Raw genomic sequence first — 17,380 nt, forward strand, 5'->3', positions numbered from 1 at the left:
CATCTAGGCCCGCGCTCAGATATCCGCGCGCAAAAGGCCGGACATATGAGCGCAAGCGATCCGATCAAACTATCTCACCAAGCCTTGCAAGCAGGGGGCCGTCCACATATGAGCACCGGAAGCGCAGAAAACGCCATCAGATGACCGCCGGAGTAGAATTTCGAAACGGTCTCTCAGGCCTTTTTGCCGTGCCTGACCAAGTCCTGGGCGACCGACAGGCTCACCATTTCAGCCAGTTCGCGCGCGGCGCGGTTCTCGGCGTCGAGCTGCGCACGGTAGGAAGCGAACTCCTGCCTTGGCTTGTCGAAGGATGACGGGATCGAGCGCTTGCCGGTTGCGATGACCGCACCGGTCTTGGCATCGGTCAGCACATAGTTCGCCGTCAGCGTCACCGTGCCTGCGGTCGGCTCATCCTCGTCGGTCTGGACCTGCACCACCGCGGCCGATTCGACCAGTTCGGTGACGCCGAGATCGAGCATGTAGACCGGAGCTGGCGGCTCGCCGGCGCCCTGGCCAAAGGCAAAGATCAGATTGTTGCGGACCTGCTGGGCGTAGCGGGTCTTGACCGGCTTGACCGCGATCGACGCCAGTTCGGCTGAAGCGCTGACGGTCGAGCCTGCCGTCAACGGCGCGCTGGAATAGAGCGGCCTGACCGTGCAGGCCGAAACCAGCGCCATCGAGGCGACCATGCCGTATAGCGCGGCGCGGCGCAGCAAATGCGTCGTCTTTTCCAGATCAGGCAACGACATTGACGATCCTCTGCGGCACGATGATCACCTTGCGGGGCGCCTTACCTTCCAGCGCTTTTTGCACGAAGTCGAGGGCCAGCACCGCTTTTTCGACCGCACCTTGGTCCGCGTCGCGGGCAATTGTCAAATCCCCACGCTTCTTGCCGTTGACCTGGACCGGCAGCACGATCTCGTTGTCGACGACCAGCGCCGGATCGTAGACCGGCCACGGCCGTTCGGCGACCAGATCGGTGCCGCCCAGCGTGTGCCAGCACTCCTCCGCCAGATGCGGCATGACCGGCGCAACCACATGCACCAGGATCTCCACGGCCTCGCGGCAGGCGCCTTTGAGCCCTGCATCGGCCTTGCCCTCGGCGACGTCATTGAGCGGCGTGGTCAAGGCGTTGGCCAACTCGTAGATGCGGGCGATGGCGCGGTTGAAGCCGAGCTTCTCGATGTCCTCGCCGATGGCCTTCAGGATCTTGTGCGCGGCCTTGGAAACGGCGCCGGCCTCGCTCTCCTTCGCCGCCTGCGGCTTGACGCCGTCGAGCGTCTCGGCGGCGATCGACACCAGGCGCCAGACGCGCTGAATGAAGCGATGCGCGCCGGCGGCGCCATCGTCTGTCCATTCGACGTCGCGCTCGGGCGGCGAATCCGACAGCATGAACCAGCGCGCGGTGTCGGCGCCGTAACCGTCGGTGATGTCTTCCGGGCTCACCGTGTTCTTCTTCGACTTCGACATCTTTTCGAGCGAGCCGATCGCCGCCTCTTCGCCGGTGGCGATCTCGATGGCGCGGCGCTTGCCGCCGGCATCCTCGATCCTGACTTCACTTGGCGACAGCCAGCGTCCATTGGACGAGGCGCCGCCGACGCGGTAGGTCTCGTGCACCACCATGCCTTGCGTGAACAGGCCCTTGAACGGCTCGGCGAGATCGAGATGCCCGGTCTCGCGCATGGCGCGGGTGAAGAAGCGCGAATAGAGCAGATGCAGGATCGCATGCTCGATGCCGCCAATATACTGGTCGACCGCCAGCCAGTCATCGGCCGCCTTCGGCTCGGTTGGCTCGTTGGCCCAGGGCGCGGTAAAGCGCGCGAAATACCAGGACGAATCGACGAACGTGTCCATCGTGTCGGTCTCGCGCCGCGCATCCCTGCCGCATTGCGGGCATTTGACATGCCGCCAGGTCGGGTGACGGTCGAGCGGGTTGCCGGGACGGTCGAACTCGATGTCGTCGGGCAGCTTGACCGGCAGGTCGGCCTTCGGCACCGGCACCACGCCGCAATCCTCGCAATGGATCATCGGGATCGGGCAGCCCCAATAGCGCTGGCGCGAAATGCCCCAGTCGCGCAGGCGGAAGTTCACCTTGCGCTCGGCCATCGGCCGGCCACCGATGCTTTTCTGCTCCAAAAGCTTTGCGACTTCGTCGAACGCCTGCTCCGGCTTCATGCCGTCGAGGAAGCGCGAATTGATCATCACGCCGTCATCGACATAGGCCTCTTCCGTGATCTGGAAGCTCTTTGCGTCGGCATCTTCCGGCATCACCACCGGGATGACCGGCAGGCCGTATTTGTTGGCGAAGTCGAGGTCGCGCTGGTCGCCCGACGGGCAGCCGAAAATGGCGCCGGTGCCGTATTCCATCAGCACGAAATTGGCGACATAGACCGGCAGCGTCCACGAGTCGTCGAACGGATGGACGACGCGGATGCCGGTGTCGAAGCCCTTCTTCTCGGCCGTCTCCAGTGCAGCCACCGACGTGCCCATATGGCGCACCTCGTCGATGAACTTGGCCAGCTCGACATTGCTCTCCGCCGCCTTTTTGGCCAGCGGATGATCGGCGGCAACTGCCATGAAGGAAGCGCCGAAGATGGTGTCGGGCCTGGTCGTGTAAACTTCCAGCTCGTGCGTGTCGCCACCAATCTTGCTGGAACTTGGTGCTGCCAGCGGCCAGCGGATCAGCAGCCCTTCGGACCGGCCGATCCAGTTCTGCTGCATCAGCTTGACCTTTTCCGGCCACTCGCCGAGACCGTTCAGCGAATCCAGCAGATCCTGCGCATAATCGGTGATCTTGAAGAACCACTGCGTCAGCTCACGCTGTTCGACCAGCGCGCCGGAGCGCCAGCCGCGCCCGTCAATGACCTGCTCGTTGGCGAGCACCGTCATGTCCTCCGGGTCCCAGTTGACCTTGGAGGATTTGCGCGTCACCAGCCCCTTCTCGACGAAATCGAGGAACAGCATCTGCTGGCGGTGGTAATAGTCGACGTCGCAGGTGGCGAATTCGCGCGCCCAGTCCAGCGACAAGCCCATCATCTTGAGCTGTTCGCGCATGGCGGCGATGTTGGCGTAGGTCCATTCCTTGGGATGGACCTTGTTCTGCATCGCCGCATTTTCGGCCGGCATGCCGAAGGCATCCCAGCCCATCGGGTGCAGCACGTTGAAACCCTTGGCCCGCTTGTAGCGCGCCACCACGTCGCCCATCGTGTAGTTGCGGGTATGGCCGATATGGATCTTCCCCGACGGATAGGGGAACATCTCCAGCACATAGTATTTCGGCTTCGGGTCGTCATTGTGCGCTTCGAACAGCTTCTTTTCGGCCCAGGCTTTCTGCCATTTGGGCTCTGACGCGCGCGGATTGTATCGTTCGGTTGCCATCGGATGATTTTCACTTAAAAGCAGGCGCAAGCCGCCGGACAAGGCCCGGTGGCCGAGGTAAATGTCGTCGCGGTGTTCACCATGGATTGCCGGACCCGTCAACTGCGGCGAGCCGGCGAGGGCTAGAAAGACAGGCAGGATATAGGCATGGCCAGCGCCGTCGAACAGTTTTTCGCCGTCAAGACAAGGATCGCCACTGCAGAGCGCGAAGCCGGCCGCGACGCCGGTTCCGTGACGCTGGTTGCCGTGTCGAAGACTTTTGAGGCCGACGCCATCCGCCCGGTCATCGAAGCCGGCCAGCGCGTCTTCGGCGAAAACCGCGTCCAGGAGGCGCAGGCCAAATGGCCGGCACTGAAACAGGAATTCCCCGACATCGAGCTGCACCTCATCGGCCCGCTGCAGTCGAACAAGGCGAAGGAAGCGGTCGCTTTGGCCGACGTCATCGAGACCGTCGACCGCGAGAAGATCGCCGCCGACCTTGCCAAAGAGATCGCCAGGCAAGGCCGGACGCCAAAACTCTATGTCCAGGTCAACACCGGTTCGGAGCCGCAGAAGGCCGGCATCGAGCCGCGTGACGCCGTCGCCTTTGTTGCTCATTGCCGCGACATTCACGGGCTGGCCATCGAAGGCCTGATGTGCATCCCGCCGGCGGACGAAAACCCCGGCCCGCATTTCGCTTTGCTGGAAAAGCTGGCGCGCGAAGCAGGCGTCGCCAAACTGTCGATGGGCATGTCCGGCGATTATGAAACAGCCATCGCCTTCGGTGCCACCAGCGTCCGCGTCGGCTCGGCGATCTTCGGCAGTCGGTAGTTTCTCCCAGCACTCCTTGCCGCGTCGTCGGCCGAATGCTATATCTAGCCAAGCTAGCTAGGAAGCATCTATGAACTGGCACCTTCAGGACGCAAAGAATAATTTCTCCAAGGTGGTTCAACGCGCGCGCAGCGAGGGACCACAGACGGTGACGTTGCGCGGCGAGCGTGCCGCAGTGGTGCTTTCCGCCGAAGATTATGACCGTCTGGCCGGAAAGAAGAAGTCGTTGGCCGAGTATCTTTTGACCGGCCCGGTTTGGGATGATGATTTCGCCGAGGAGGTCAACCGCCGCCCGGATACGATGATCAGAGATGTCGACCTCTGATGTATCTGCTCGATACGAACATCGTTTCGGATGTGCAGAGGCGACTACCCAAGCCCACCGAATGGCTGGCTTCGGTGGATCCCACATCGGTGAGTCTCAGCGTCATAACGCTTGGAGAGATCGAGCGTGGGATCATCAAGTTGCGCAAGGTCGATTCCGAAAAGGCAACACGCCTCGATCTATGGCTACGCGAGCTTCGGCGCGACAATGCCGACCGTATTCTTGCTGTCACGGAAGATGTCGCGTTGGCTTGGGGCCGCATCACCGCCGGTCGCACGCGAGGCAGCGCGGACACACTCATTGCAGCAACCGCGCTCGTCCATGATCTCATTCTTGTGACGCGCAACGTCACTGACTTCGATGATACAGGCGTGACGGTGCTCAACCCTTGGGACGACTGACTGCCTCCGCTACCTGACGCACGCGAGCCGGCATGGTTGGACCAATCGAGAGTCCATCATTGCGCCACGACTAGAAACGAAACGTACCGTTCCTATTTGCTTGGCGTCATCATAATTCTGCTGGAGCCGCCACCATGCGCTACAACCAACTCGGGAATACGGGGGTGTTCGTCTCCGAACTCTGCCTCGGCACCATGACTTTCGGCGCCGCCGGCGAGAATGCCCAATGGGGCCTCATCGCCAGTCTCGACCAGAAGGGCGTCAACGACATCGTTGCCCGCTCCATCGCCGCCGGCGTCAATTTCTTCGACACGGCCGACGTCTATTCGTTCGGCCAGTCCGAGCGTCTGCTCGGCCAGTCGCTCAGGGATCTCGGCGTCAAGCGCTCGGACGTCATCATCGCCACCAAGGTGCATGGCGCCATGGGCCAGGGCCCGAACGAGCGCGGCTCGTCGCGCGGCCACATCATGGATTCGGTCGACGCCAGCCTGGAGCGGCTGCAGCTCGACCATATCGACCTCTACCAGTTGCACGGCACCGACACGGTGACGCCGATCGACGAGACGCTGCGGGCGCTGGACGATCTCGTCGCCAGCGGCAAGGTTCGCTATGTCGGCGTCTCCAACTGGCAGGCCTGGCGCATCGCCAAGGCGCTGGGCATTGCCGAGCGCAAGGGCTTTTCCCGCTTCGAGACCATCCAGTCCTATTATTCGATCGCCGGCCGCGACCTCGAGCGCGAGATCGTGCCGCTCATCAACGAGGAGAAGCTCGGGCTGATGGTGTGGTCGCCGATGGCCGGTGGCCTGCTGTCGGGCAAATACGGCCCCGGCGCGCCCGGCAACGGCGAAGGCCGCCGCGCCGCCTTCAACTTCCCGCCGGTCAATGAGGATCGCGCCTGCTGTCGCCGTCATGCGCGACATCGCCAAGAAGCACGACGTCAGCGTCGCCACGGTGGCGCTCGGCTATGTGCTGGCCAAACCCTTCGTCATGAGCGTCATCATCGGCGCCAGCCGCATGGAGCAGCTGGAACAGAACCTTGCTGCGGCCGATGTGAAGCTCGACGTCGACGATCTCGTCAAACTGGACGAGGTCAGCGCGCTGCCCTCCGAATATCCCGGCTGGATGCTGGAGCGTCAGGGCGCCGGCCGCCGCCCGGCGCCATTCGTGCCGAAGAAGTAGGCGCATCTCGGCCTGATGCTTCGGGAGCCATTTGGCTCCCGAACATCAGTCAGGCCATCCGCACGCTCTCAACCAGAAAGTCGAGAAAGGCCCGCACCCGTGCCGGCAAATGCCGGCCCTGGCCGACATAGACGGCGTGGCTAGGCTCCTCGTCGCCCGGATTGAAATCCTCCACCAGCGCCGTCAGCCGGCCCGCCGCAATGTCATCAGCCACGTGCCAATGTGCCAGCCGGGCGATGCCGGCGCCGGCAACCGCCATCAGCCGCATCGACTCACCATCGCTGACCACCGTGTTTCCCATTATCGGCACCGTGACGGTGTTGCCGGCTGCGTCGACGAACTGCCAGCCATCGACATGCCGGACAAAGCCGAAAGCCATGCGATTGTGCCGGTCGAGATCGGCAGGTGTCAGCGGCGTGCCATGCGTCCCGAGGTAGGAGGGTGCTGCAACGACCACCATCCGGCATTGCCCGAGCTTGCGCGCCACCAGCCGCGATTCGCCGAGCGGACCGGCGCGGATGGCGACGTCGGCGCGCTCCTGCATCAGGTCGATGACGCTGTCGGTCAGCACCAGATCGACCGAGATCTCGGGGTAGCGTTCGAGGAAGCGCGGCAGCAGCGGGATCAGCCGGTGCACCCCGAAGGGCACATAGCTGTTGACGCGCAGCCGTCCGCGCGGTGCCGCACCCACGGCGGCCTCGCGCTCGGCCGCCGCCATGTCGGCCAGGATGCGCAGCCCGCTGTCGTAGAAGGCCGTCCCTTCCGGCGTCAGCTGCAGCTTGCGCGTCGAGCGGCTGACCAGCCGCGCCCCGAGCCTTGCCTCCAGCCGCGCGATCAGTTTGCTGACCGCCGACGGCGTCATGCGCAGCGCGCGAGCGGCAGCCGAAAAGCTGCCCGTCTCGACAACGCGCACGAACACTTCGATCTCGCCGGAGCGATTGACGTCGGGCCTGGCCATCTGTGAATCTATTTCACAGGAAATATGCCTAAGGCAAGTCTGGTTCACAAGGCGTGGGTGCACGATCTCTTGGGTCGGGGCGCGGATTGGACAAGGCGCTCATCGTCTTGGAAGTGGAAACCGCCATGCCTCTTGCTCTCTATGCCCTCGCCGCCGGTGCCTTCGGCATCGGTGTCACCGAATTCGTCATCATGGGCCTGCTGATCGATGTCAGCAAAGATCTCGGCGTCTCGATCTCGGCGGCCGGCCAGCTGATTTCAGGCTATGCACTTGGCGTCGTCATCGGCGCGCCGCTGTTGACCATCGCCACCGGCAACTGGCCGCGCAAGACCGTGCTCTTGGCCCTGATAGCGATCTTCACGCTGGGCAACCTCGCCTGTGCGCTGGCGCCAGACTACTGGACGCTGATGGGCGCCCGCATCATCACCGCCTTTGCCCACGGCACCTTCTTCGGCGTCGGCTCGGTGGTCGCCACCGGTCTGGTCGCACCCAACAAGAAGGCCTCGGCGATCGCGCTGATGTTCACCGGCCTGACCATCGCCAACATTCTCGGCGTCCCCTTCGGCACATGGCTCGGCCAGGCCGTCGGCTGGCGCGCCACCTTCTGGGCCGTAACCCTGGTCGGTTTGGCCGCCTTCGCCGTCATCCTCCTTCTGGTGCCACGCAGCCAGGAAGCCCCCGAAAAGACCAATTTGCGCGCCGACCTCGCCGTGCTGCGCCGCACGCCGGTGCTGCTCGGCCTTGCCACCACCGTGCTCGGCTATGCCGGCGTCTTCGCCGTCTTCACCTACATCGCCCCATTGCTGACCGAGATCAGCGGCTTCAAGGAAGCGGCGGTGTCGCCGATCCTGCTCGTCTTCGGTGGCGGTCTCATCGCCGGCAATCTGCTTGGCGGCAAGGTCGCTGACCGCTGGCTGGTACCGGCGGTGCTCGGCAGCCTCGCGGTGCTGGTGCTGGTGCTGGCAACCATGACCTTTGCCGTCCACAGCCAGGTCCTGGCCGTGATCTATGTCGGCCTGCTGGGTGCCGCAGCCTTCGCCACCGTGGCACCGCTGCAGATGTGGGTGCTGGAAAAGGCGCAAGGTGCCGGCCAGAGCCTTGCCTCGTCCTTCAACATCGCCGCCTTTAATCTCGGCAATGCCGCCGGCGCCTGGCTCGGCGGCGCGGTGATTGCCCATGGCCTCGGCCTCGGCTCGCTGACCTGGGTCGCCGCCTTGCTGCCGGTCGCGGCACTCGGCGTCGCCGCCCTGGCGCTGCGCCTCGACAGAAACGGCGAGCGATTGGTGCCGGCCGCCGTCTGCCCAAGCGCCGCGGAGTGACCGCGGCTCCGAAACATCCCGACCCCGACAGAAAGCCAAGACACGAACCCAACAGGAGAAACCGTTGTGACCAACAGAAGAGATCCGGTTCGCTATTCCATCCTTGCCAATGCGGTCAGGCATTTGAGGCTCATTCCTATCGCCCTGGCGGCGTCGTTGATGTTCGATCCGGCGATAGCCGGCGAAAGGCAAGGATGGGTCGGCACCTGGTTGGCCAGTCCGCAATCGACATGGGGCGCCGATTTTGCCTTGCCGGTGAAGATACCGCCGCAGCTTGAGAACCAGACCATTCGCCAGACGGTCCGGATCAGCCTCGGTGGCGAGAAACTCCGCGTCGTCCTGTCGAACGAGTATGCCGCCACGCCGGTCCAGATCAGCGGGGCCCATGTGGCGGTCGCCGGCGAGGGATCGAAAATCGTCGCCGGCACCGATCGCGTGCTGACCTTTGGCGGACAGGCCAAGGCCGCAATCGCGCCGGGCACGTCTCTGATCAGCGACCCGGTGGACCTGCCGCTCGATGCCTTGAGCCGGCTTTCGGTCTCGGTCTATCTGCCGCAGGAAACGCCGCTCGCCACCTTCCATTGGGACGGCAAGCAGACCGCCTATATCGGCAACGGCAACCAGACGGCTTCTGACGCGTTCGCGGCCACGCAGACCACCGACGCACGCATCCTGCTCAGCGAAATCCTGGTCGACGCACCCGCAAATGACGGCGCTGTCGTCGCTATCGGCGATTCGATCACCGACGGCGCCGGCGCCACTCTGGATGCCGACAACCGCTGGCCCGATTTCCTGGCCGCTCGCCTCGCCCCGAAACAGGTGGCGGTGCTCAACGCCGGCATATCCGGCGCCAGGCTGCTGGACGACGCCATGGGCGTGAAAGCATCCGCCCGCTTCGACCGCGATGTCCTGGCCCAGCCCGGCGTCAAGGCGGTGATCCTGCTCATCGGCATCAACGACATCAGCTGGCCAGGCACGCCCTTCGTGCGCGAAAAATCCCTGCCCGCTTTCGAAACCTTGACAAGCGCATACCTGCAGCTCGCCGCCCAGGCCCACGCCCACAATCTCAGCATTGTCGGCGCCACGCTGACGCCCTTCGAAGGCGCATTGAGCGGGACGCCGCTCGATGCCTACTATACGGCGGAAAAGGATGCGCTGCGCACCAGCGGCGCCTTCGATGCCGTGGTCGATTTCGATCTCCTGCTGCGCGAACCGGCGCATCCAACACGTCTGCTGCCCAAATTCGATTCCGGCGACCATCTGCATACGGGTGACGAGGGAAACCAGGCCATGGCCGACGCCATCGACCTCGCCACACTGGTCAAAAACTGAGCGACGCATCCGCTGCTTCGGTTCACACTTTGAAAGGACATAAAATGGATTATCGACGTCTCGGCGCATCGGGCCTGAAAGTGCCCGCACTCTCCTTCGGCGCTGGCACTTTCGGTGGCTCCGGCCCGCTGTTCGGCGCCTGGGGCAACAGCGACGCCAAGGAGGCTCGGCGGCTGATCGACATCTGTCTCGAGGCCGGCGTCAATCTGTTCGACACGGCCGATGTCTATTCGAATGGCGCTTCCGAAGAGGTGCTGGGCGAAGCCATCAAGGGCCGCCGCGACGCCGTGTTGATCTCTACCAAGACCTCGCTGCCGATGGGCGATGGGCCAGCCGATTACGGCTCGTCGCGCTCGCGCCTGATCAAATCCGTCGACGCGGCACTGAAGCGCCTCGGCACCGATTACATCGACCTTTTGCAGCTGCACGCCTTCGACGCCGGCACACCAATCGAGGAAGTGCTGTCGACGCTGGACGATCTCGTACGCGCCGGCAAGCTGCGCTATGTCGGCGTCTCCAACTTCTCCGGCTGGCAAGTGATGAAGTCGCTGGCGAAAGCCGACAAGCACGGTTATCCCCGCTACGCCGCGCATCAGGTCTACTACTCGCTGGTCGGCCGCGACTATGAGTGGGAGCTGATGCCGCTCGGCCTCGACCAGGGTGTCGGCGCGTTGGTGTGGAGCCCGCTCGGCTGGGGTCGGCTGACCGGCAAGATCCGCCGTGGCCAGCCGCTGCCGGACAAGAGCCGACTGCACGATACCGCCGATTTCGGCCCGCCGGTCGCCGACGAGCACCTCTATCGGGTCATAGATGCGCTCGACGCGGTGGCCGAAGAAACCGGCAAGACCGTGCCGCAAATCGCCATCAACTGGCTGTTGCGGCGCCCGACCGTGTCGTCCGTCATCATCGGCGCCCGCAACGAGGAGCAGCTGCGCCAGAACCTCGGCGCCGTCGGCTGGTCGCTGACGCCGGAGCAGATCGGGAAGCTCGACGCGGCAAGCGAGGTTACCGCGCCCTACCCGTACTTCCCCTATCGCCGCCAGGAAGGGTTCGCTCGGCTCAGCCCGCCGGCGGTGTGATTGCTGACATGCCAAATCTCCCCCTCGAGGGGGAGATGTCGCCGAAGGCGACAGAGGGGGTCGCCGCGCGTGGAGTACCGACCTTATCTTCGTATTCTAAGGCGTCGGCGCTCTATGCGAGACGACCCCCTCTGGCCGCTTTGCGGCCATCTCCCCCTCAAGGGGGGAGATCAAGCGCGCCGCTCAATGCAGCACGAACTCCCCATCGACCTTGCGCCATTCATTCGGTGCGATCAGCTTCTGGTGCGTGTAGGTCACCGAATGCAGCGGGCCGTCGAGCTCGGCCTTCCAGAATTCGATGAAGCGGATCAGCACCGGAAATTTCGGTGCGAGGTCGTAGTCCTGCCAGATGAAGCTCTGCAGCAGGTGCGGGTGATCGGGGAAGTGATAGAGAATCTTGGCCGTGGTCAGCCCATAGCCTTTGAGCATCAAGTCCATTTCGGCATGGTCACGCATTGCAGCCCCCTGCGTCGATCTCCTTTCCTCCCAATGTTGGATTCTGCGCTCACTTGCTTAACTGTCTATTGATTTTTTTTGATCGTCGCGGGCATTTTCTACGCTAAAACATGCAGTTAGCAGCGACCTTGGCAGAGTGCTGACAGCCGCTGAATCCACGAACTGCGGCATCCCGCCACGCGAATCCAACGTCTAATGTTGCCGTCAGCGCGGAACTGTTAATAATGCCGCCGAATTCGCGGCTGCGTCGCCGTGAAACCGTTGGCGCCAAGCCGGCGGAACGGTTCGGGAGGAATGCCAGAAATGTCCGAGGTTCATGTCCACCGCGTCCAGCCGGCGTGGAAGAAGAACGCGCTGATCGACAACGACACCTACCTGACATGGTATGCCGACAGCGTGAAGAATCCGGACAAGTTCTGGGGCAAGCACGGCAAGCGCATCGACTGGTTCAAGCCGTTCAGCAAGGTCAAGAACACCTCCTTCGACGGCAAGGTCTCGATCAAATGGTTCGAGGACGGCGAGACCAACGTCTCCTACAACTGCATCGATCGCCATCTGAAGAAGCGCGGCAACCAGACCGCCATCATCTGGGAAGGCGACAATCCCTACGACGACAAGAAGGTCACCTATAACGAGCTTTACGAGCACGTCTGCCGGCTGGCCAATGTGATGAAGAAGCACGGCGTCAAGAAGGGCGACCGCGTCACCATCTACATGCCGATGATCCCGGAGGCCGCTTATGCGATGCTGGCCTGTACGCGGATCGGCGCCATCCATTCGATCGTCTTCGGCGGCTTCTCGCCGGACGCGCTGGCCGGCCGCATCGACGACTGCAAGTCGACCTTCGTCATCACCGCCGATGAAGGGCTGCGAGGCGGCAAACCGATTCCGCTGAAGGACAACACCGACAAGGCGATCGAGATCGCGGCCAAGGCCGGCACCAAGGTCGAAAAGGTGGTGGTCGTGCGCCGCACCGGCGGCAAGACCGGCTGGGTCCAGGGCCGCGACGTCTGGTACCATGACGAGATCGCCACCGTGAAGGGCGACTGCAAGCCGGAAAAGATGAAGGCCGAGGATCCGATGTTCATCCTCTACACATCGGGCTCGACCGGCAAGCCGAAGGGCGTGCTGCACACCACCGCCGGCTATCTCGTCTATGCATCGATGACGCACCAATATGTCTTCGACTACCATGACGGCGACATCTACTGGTGCACCGCCGATGTCGGCTGGGTCACCGGCCACAGCTACATCGTCTATGGCCCGCTCGCCAACGGCGCCACCACGCTGATGTTCGAGGGTGTGCCGAACTACCCCTCGCAGTCGCGCTTCTGGGAAGTCATCGACAAGCACAAGGTCAACATCTTCTACACCGCGCCGACGGCGCTGCGTGCGCTGATGGGCGCCGGCGACGAACCGGTGAAGAAGACATCGCGCAAATCGCTGCGCGTGCTGGGCTCGGTCGGCGAGCCGATCAACCCGGAAGCCTGGCAGTGGTATTTCAACGTCGTCGGCAACGGCAAGGTGCCGATCGTCGACACCTGGTGGCAGACCGAAACCGGCGGCATTCTGATCACACCGTTGCCCGGCGCCACCGACCTCAAGGCCGGCTCGGCGACGCGGCCCTTCTTCGGCGTCAAGCCGCAGCTGGTCGACGGCGAGGGCAAGGTGCTGGAGGGTGCCGCCGACGGCAATCTCTGCATCACCGATTCCTGGCCCGGCCAGATGCGCACCGTCTATGGCGACCACGACCGCTTCGTGCAGACCTATTTCTCCACCTACAAGGGCAAATACTTTACCGGCGACGGCTGCCGGCGCGACGCCGATGGCTATTACTGGATCACCGGCCGCGTCGACGACGTCATGAACGTCTCCGGCCACCGCATGGGCACGGCGGAAGTCGAATCGGCACTGGTCAGCCATGACAAGGTTTCGGAGGCCGCCGTCGTCGGCTATCCCCACGACATCAAGGGCCAGGGAATCTACAGCTACGTCACCTTGATGAAAGGCGTGGAACCGACCGAGGAGCTGCGCAAGGAGCTCGTCGCCCATGTCCGCAAGGAGATCGGCGCCATCGCGTCGCCCGACAAGCTTCAGTTCGCTCCCGGCCTGCCGAAAACCCGTTCCGGCAAGATCATGCGCCGCATCCTGCGCAAGATCGCCGAGGACGATTTTTCCGCACTTGGCGACACCTCGACACTGGCTGACCCGGCCGTGGTCGACGACCTGATCGCCAACCGCCAGAACAAGAAGAGCTGACGCGTTTGATGACTGCACTGGGGGCGGTTACGGAGCTCTGGCGTTACCCGGCAAGCTCGCTTGCCGGCGAGCGCCGGGACGCCATTTCGGTCGGCCTTGAGACCATCGGCGGTGACCGGCTGTTCGGCCTTGTCGATGTCTCGGACAACGAGATCGCGCGGCCCGATCGCGACGCGAAATGGCACAAGGTGCCGCGCATCCGCACCCGGCTCACCAATGACCGGAAGCTTGAGGTCGCCGTTCCCGACGGCGACTGGCTGGCAGCACCAGGTGCTGAATGCGACCGCGCCATCTCGGCCTATCTCGGCTTCGCCGCCTCGATCCGGCCGTTCAGCCAGGATAACGCGCCCGGCTACACCGGCCCGCTGACCGCCGAGCGCTACCGCAAGGCGCCGATCCATCTCTTGACCACCGCATCGCTGGCGCGGCTGAAGGCGCTGCATCCGGAAGGCACCCCCGACACGCGCCGCTTCCGCCCCAACATCGTCGTCGACATGGCGGCGGTTGAAGGTTCGTTTCCCGAGACCGAATGGATCGGCCGCAAGCTCGCCATCGGCGACCTGCTGGTGACCATCTCGGCACCATGCCGCCGCTGCGGCTTCACCATCATCTCCCAGGACGGCTTCGACCACGACCCCGGCATCCTGCGCAATCTGGTCCGCCACAACGCGCATAATCTCGGCGTCTACTGCACGGTCGACCGGCCAGCCAGCGTCGAGCTCGGCGCGCCGATGCGGTTCGTTCGGGATTAGCGCCGGGCCAGCCCCGGATCAGACAGATCACTAACGATACAAATCCGCCCGTGTCGGCGGCAGGCCGCTCGGGCCGCGCGCGCGTTTGGTGACGACGGTCTGGAAAATCTGTGCCGAGGCGCGCTCGAAGGTAATCGAACAGCCGGTGAGATAGAGCAGCCACAGCCGCGCCTTGGCCTCTCCGACTTCGGCGACCGCTTCGTCGAAGCGCGCCTGCAGCCGCTCGGCCCACAGCCGGCAGGTGCGCGCATAGTGTTCGCGCAAATTCTCGACGTCATAGACCAGAAAGCCATGCGCCTCGAGATTGCCTAGCGTCATGCCGATCGTGTCGAGTTCGCCGCCGGGGAAAATGTATTTGAGCAGCGCCTTGAACTCCGGCCCCTTGCGCAAGGTCTTCTTCAAATCGCCCTTGCTGCGCCTTGTGATGGCGTGGTGCAGATAGATGCCGCCCGGCTTGAGCAGGCGATGGATGGTCTTGAAATAGGTGGCGTGGTTGGCGAGCCCGAGATGCTCGAACATGCCGATCGAGGATATCTTGTCGAAGCTGCCTTCGAGCTCCGCATAGGATTTGATCTCGATGGTAATGCGGTCTTCCAGCCCCTCGGCGCGGATGCGCTCGCGAGCAAGATCGGTCTGCGCCTGCGACAGCGACACGCCGTGGCCGACGACGCCGTAATGCTTTGCCGCATGGATCAGCATGGCGCCCCAGCCGCAGCCAATGTCGAGCAGCTTTTCGCCCGGCTTCAGCCGGAGTTTGCGGCAGATATGGTCGAGCTTGTCGGCCTGCGCCTGATCGATGCCGTTGGCGAAATCCGTGAAGTAGCCGCAGCTGTAGACCATGCGCTCGTCGAGGAAGAGCCGGTAGAAGGCATTCGAAATGTCGTAGTGATGCTGGATCGCCTCCTGGCTCGAGCCGCTGACATAGGGATTGCGCCCCGACAGATCAGTCCGCGCACTCATCTGTTTGCGTGACAAGAGCACCGCCGGCAGGTCGCGCAGGATCGCCAGCTTCGGCAGCGACTTGATCTTGGTTCTGAGCTTGCCTTGCGATGGCAGGGCGTAGAAATCGAAAATCGTCCCGTCTTCGATGTCTATCGTCTTGGAAATCCACATCTCGATCAGTGTCGACAACGATGGACGCCTCACCACCTGCCAGACGATGTCCTGGTCGTTGATGGTCAGCACCGGACCGGTGGCAGGGCCGATCCGCTCGCCGGTCCACAGCCTGACGGCAAAACCCGGCTTCAGCGTCTCGATCACCGTGCGAACGATGCGCGCGGCCTTCTCGGCTGCCTCCATGCCATTCCTCCGAATGCTGGTCTCCCAGCGGGAGTTTGCCCGGCTGGACGGCCGATCGCAACCCGGCCCGGAAAAGCCAGCCCGCCGGCTATTTCAAACCGGCATCTTGTCTTTTGCTGCAACGCACCCCATCATGATGGCGTGTTCAACAAATCGAAAGGAGGTGATCCGATGTCGAGTGATTTCGTTTTCCAGAACGTGGCCTCAGCGGATTGCACTTTCGGGAAGCAGTCTTCCCGTTAAGGCGCGAGAAGCGCGGTGGGTGACTTCGGTCGCCGCCATCGGCCGCGCCATGGACGGAAACACGGAAGGCCGCCGGCTTCGTCAAGAAGCGGCGGCCTTTTCCTTTGGAGCGTTACTGGGTCAGTGCGACCTTTTCGGTGTTGCTGATGATTTCCTGAAAGGCGGCGTCCAATTCTGCTCCGGTGGACGCCTCGAAATAATGATTGGCGGCGGAAGTGTCTTTCGACGAACAGTCCTTCAGCACCGCCTTTGCCTGGTCTCGCTCGGTTGCCGACATGGCCTTGTCGTTTAGATCAAAGCCGATGGTGAAAATCTCGATGCCGTCATTTTTCATATTGCCGCACAGTGATTGGGCGTTGCTGCGCGTAAGGTTGCCTTGGCTGTTGTAGTTGCCGGTGGCGCCGGCGAAGGCGGTGTTGAACTGGCCATCGGTCATCAGGATCGCGACCTTGGCAATCTTCTTGGCATTGGCATCCGCCGCACCCTTGCCGAGACCCGCATTCTTGATCGCGGTACGCCATTGCGGCGACAGCATATAATAGGTCCACTGAATGGCGATCGCGCCGGCCGTATAACCATCGGCCCGGAAGTCGTCGATCGCATCGAGCAATACCCCGGAATCGGCGGTCAGCGGGATCACTTCCGCATCGGGGCACCTGTTCATGCCTCCGCCACCGAGATGATCATCCCGGTTGACCAGGGCATAATATTTCTTGCCGCTCTTGTCCGTGCGAATCGTATCCGGGCCATCGGCGCTCAAATCGGCATTGCCGTTTTTGTCCTTGCGCTCCGTGGCGCAATTATCGGGGTTTGGCACCGCCGCGCCAACAATGGTGATATAGTCGCTGAAGGACGGCAGCAGGTTCTTGCCCGTCTTGGCGACGAGAAGCGAACTGCCGGCGACTGGCGGCAGTTCAGAACTGCCTGCCTTCTCGGCATAGACGTTTTCCGCCAGGTTGCCGGCGTTCACGCCAGAAGCGTAAGGCACGATCGCGACGCGGATGCGGGGGTTCTTCGGATCCTGGTTCCGCAGCATCGTCTGGACGGCGTTTTTCGCGGCGGCCTTCAGATCGCCGATCTTGTCGACACTGCCCCGCTTCGCCATCGATCCCGTTATGTCGAGCATCATGGCGATCTCGACCTGCTTGTCCGAATAGAGCGCGGAGGTGGAAGCACCGACGCGCTGCATGTCACCGACGCTGAACAGCGGAAAGTAGAGCCCGACATCGACGTGGGCGTCGGCCGTGACCGTGTTGGCGGTCCTGTCGACGGTGAGCTTGTCGAGAACGATCTGGTTGGCTTGCAGTATGCCGGCCATGCTGTTGCCGTCGAGAAAGGCCTGCACCGACTTGTTGGCATCGGCTTCCCTGATCACCCCGGTGGTCAGGTCGCGCGCGGTCGAGGTGACAGCGGCATCGACCGCGCCCTGCAGGCTCGATTTGGCGTTGTAAATCTGGGAGATGTTGACGGCAAAGCCGACGCTGAGCGCCAGGACCGAAGCGGCAAGGCCGAACAGCGCCGCGAAACTTCCACTGCGATCCCTGGTGAAAACACCCGCCGCCTGAATAAGACCCCCGTAATTCCGCATCC

14 protein-coding genes and 1 pseudogene are annotated in these 17,380 nt (G+C 63.2%); 9 read left to right on the plus strand and 6 right to left on the minus strand.

The features are described 5' to 3' along the window. Positions 1-173: 173 nt before the first annotated feature. Both lptE and leuS read right to left on the minus strand, forming a co-directional pair. A complete protein-coding gene (lptE, locus tag JQK88_RS32755) occupies positions 174-749 on the minus strand; it encodes an LPS assembly lipoprotein LptE (protein ID WP_192254978.1) in 576 nt (191 codons plus the stop codon). After that, entirely contained in the window at positions 736-3,378 is a 2,643-nt protein-coding gene (gene leuS, locus JQK88_RS32760; RefSeq protein ID WP_203280711.1) for a leucine--tRNA ligase, read from the minus strand. Before leuS ends, lptE begins: the two co-directional genes overlap by 14 nt. Before the next feature lie 147 nt (positions 3,379-3,525). Between leuS and JQK88_RS32765 the strand changes: the two genes are divergently transcribed. The 4 genes and pseudogenes from JQK88_RS32765 to JQK88_RS32780 all read left to right on the plus strand — a co-directional run bounded on the left by JQK88_RS32765 (position 3,526) and on the right by JQK88_RS32780 (position 6,093). Further along, positions 3,526-4,188 (plus strand): YggS family pyridoxal phosphate-dependent enzyme, encoded by a 663-nt coding sequence (locus JQK88_RS32765; protein WP_203280712.1) that lies wholly within the window; start codon positions 3,526-3,528, stop codon positions 4,186-4,188. Between the two features lie 70 nt (positions 4,189-4,258). Further along, on the plus strand, positions 4,259-4,513 hold the full coding sequence (locus JQK88_RS32770) for a type II toxin-antitoxin system Phd/YefM family antitoxin (protein WP_112559772.1): 255 nt from the start codon (positions 4,259-4,261) through the stop codon (positions 4,511-4,513). Further along, positions 4,513-4,914 (plus strand): type II toxin-antitoxin system VapC family toxin, encoded by a 402-nt coding sequence (locus tag JQK88_RS32775; RefSeq protein ID WP_203280713.1) that lies wholly within the window; start codon positions 4,513-4,515, stop codon positions 4,912-4,914. Before JQK88_RS32770 ends, JQK88_RS32775 begins: the two co-directional genes overlap by 1 nt. A gap of 134 nt (positions 4,915-5,048) precedes the next feature. Beyond that, positions 5,049-6,093, plus strand: a pseudogene (locus tag JQK88_RS32780) (aldo/keto reductase). 49 nt (positions 6,094-6,142) lie between these two features. Here JQK88_RS32780 and JQK88_RS32785 read toward each other — a convergent pair. Continuing rightward, complete coding sequence (locus tag JQK88_RS32785) at positions 6,143-7,051, minus strand: LysR family transcriptional regulator (protein WP_203280714.1); 909 nt, start codon at positions 7,049-7,051, stop codon at positions 6,143-6,145. Between the two features lie 125 nt (positions 7,052-7,176). Between JQK88_RS32785 and JQK88_RS32790 the strand changes: the two genes are divergently transcribed. The 3 genes from JQK88_RS32790 (at position 7,177) to JQK88_RS32800 (ending at position 10,781) form a co-directional block, all read left to right on the plus strand. Next, positions 7,177-8,370: an MFS transporter gene (locus JQK88_RS32790; protein ID WP_203280715.1), complete on the plus strand. Its 1,194-nt coding sequence runs from the start codon at positions 7,177-7,179 to the stop codon at positions 8,368-8,370. Positions 8,371-8,436: 66 nt separating this feature from the next. After that, positions 8,437-9,702 carry an SGNH/GDSL hydrolase family protein gene (locus tag JQK88_RS32795; RefSeq protein ID WP_312037379.1) on the plus strand — a complete coding sequence of 422 codons (1,266 nt, stop codon included), beginning with the start codon at positions 8,437-8,439 and terminating at the stop codon, positions 9,700-9,702. 44 nt (positions 9,703-9,746) lie between these two features. Continuing rightward, positions 9,747-10,781: an aldo/keto reductase gene (locus JQK88_RS32800; RefSeq protein ID WP_192254964.1), complete on the plus strand. Its 1,035-nt coding sequence runs from the start codon at positions 9,747-9,749 to the stop codon at positions 10,779-10,781. A gap of 183 nt (positions 10,782-10,964) precedes the next feature. Here the strand turns inward: JQK88_RS32800 and JQK88_RS32805 are convergent, their stop codons facing one another. Continuing rightward, positions 10,965-11,237, minus strand: a complete 273-nt coding sequence (locus tag JQK88_RS32805) for an usg protein (RefSeq protein WP_192254962.1) — start codon at positions 11,235-11,237, stop codon at positions 10,965-10,967. A gap of 303 nt (positions 11,238-11,540) precedes the next feature. Here JQK88_RS32805 and acs point away from each other — a divergent pair, with 303 nt between their 5' ends. Next, positions 11,541-13,496: an acetate--CoA ligase gene (gene acs / locus JQK88_RS32810; RefSeq protein WP_192254960.1), complete on the plus strand. Its 1,956-nt coding sequence runs from the start codon at positions 11,541-11,543 to the stop codon at positions 13,494-13,496. Positions 13,497-13,504: 8 nt separating this feature from the next. Next, complete coding sequence (locus JQK88_RS32815; RefSeq protein WP_192254958.1) at positions 13,505-14,248, plus strand: MOSC domain-containing protein; 744 nt, start codon at positions 13,505-13,507, stop codon at positions 14,246-14,248. A gap of 30 nt (positions 14,249-14,278) precedes the next feature. Here JQK88_RS32815 and JQK88_RS32820 read toward each other — a convergent pair whose 3' ends face one another. Both JQK88_RS32820 and JQK88_RS32825 read right to left on the minus strand, forming a co-directional pair. Then, positions 14,279-15,547 (minus strand): class I SAM-dependent methyltransferase, encoded by a 1,269-nt coding sequence (locus JQK88_RS32820; RefSeq protein WP_192254956.1) that lies wholly within the window; start codon positions 15,545-15,547, stop codon positions 14,279-14,281. 355 nt (positions 15,548-15,902) lie between these two features. Continuing rightward, positions 15,903-17,378, minus strand: coding sequence for a TadE/TadG family type IV pilus assembly protein (locus JQK88_RS32825; RefSeq protein WP_192254954.1), 1,476 nt, complete (start codon positions 17,376-17,378; stop codon positions 15,903-15,905). Positions 17,379-17,380: the final 2 nt, after the last annotated feature.

The sequence above is a fragment of the Mesorhizobium caraganae genome (genome assembly GCF_016836705.1).
Taxonomy (GTDB): Bacteria; Pseudomonadota; Alphaproteobacteria; order Rhizobiales; family Rhizobiaceae; genus Mesorhizobium; species Mesorhizobium caraganae.

Excerpts from the sequence above, each read along its gene's own strand:
- JQK88_RS32805 (WP_192254962.1), bottom strand. The coding sequence starts at position 11,237 with ATGCGTGACCATGCCGAAATGGACTTGATGCTCAAAGGCTATGGGCTG.
- JQK88_RS32800 (WP_192254964.1), top strand. The coding sequence starts at position 9,747 with ATGGATTATCGACGTCTCGGCGCATCGGGCCTGAAAGTGCCCGCACTC.
- JQK88_RS32775 (WP_203280713.1), top strand. The coding sequence starts at position 4,513 with ATGTATCTGCTCGATACGAACATCGTTTCGGATGTGCAGAGGCGACTA.
- JQK88_RS32790 (WP_203280715.1), top strand. The coding sequence starts at position 7,177 with ATGCCTCTTGCTCTCTATGCCCTCGCCGCCGGTGCCTTCGGCATCGGT.
- JQK88_RS32820 (WP_192254956.1), bottom strand. The coding sequence starts at position 15,547 with ATGGAGGCAGCCGAGAAGGCCGCGCGCATCGTTCGCACGGTGATCGAG.
- acs (WP_192254960.1), top strand. The coding sequence starts at position 11,541 with ATGTCCGAGGTTCATGTCCACCGCGTCCAGCCGGCGTGGAAGAAGAAC.
- JQK88_RS32825 (WP_192254954.1), bottom strand. The coding sequence starts at position 17,378 with ATGCGGAATTACGGGGGTCTTATTCAGGCGGCGGGTGTTTTCACCAGG.
- lptE (WP_192254978.1), bottom strand. The coding sequence starts at position 749 with ATGTCGTTGCCTGATCTGGAAAAGACGACGCATTTGCTGCGCCGCGCC.
- JQK88_RS32770 (WP_112559772.1), top strand. The coding sequence starts at position 4,259 with ATGAACTGGCACCTTCAGGACGCAAAGAATAATTTCTCCAAGGTGGTT.
- leuS (WP_203280711.1), bottom strand. The coding sequence starts at position 3,378 with ATGGCAACCGAACGATACAATCCGCGCGCGTCAGAGCCCAAATGGCAG.
- JQK88_RS32815 (WP_192254958.1), top strand. The coding sequence starts at position 13,505 with ATGACTGCACTGGGGGCGGTTACGGAGCTCTGGCGTTACCCGGCAAGC.
- JQK88_RS32765 (WP_203280712.1), top strand. The coding sequence starts at position 3,526 with ATGGCCAGCGCCGTCGAACAGTTTTTCGCCGTCAAGACAAGGATCGCC.
- JQK88_RS32785 (WP_203280714.1), bottom strand. The coding sequence starts at position 7,051 with ATGGCCAGGCCCGACGTCAATCGCTCCGGCGAGATCGAAGTGTTCGTG.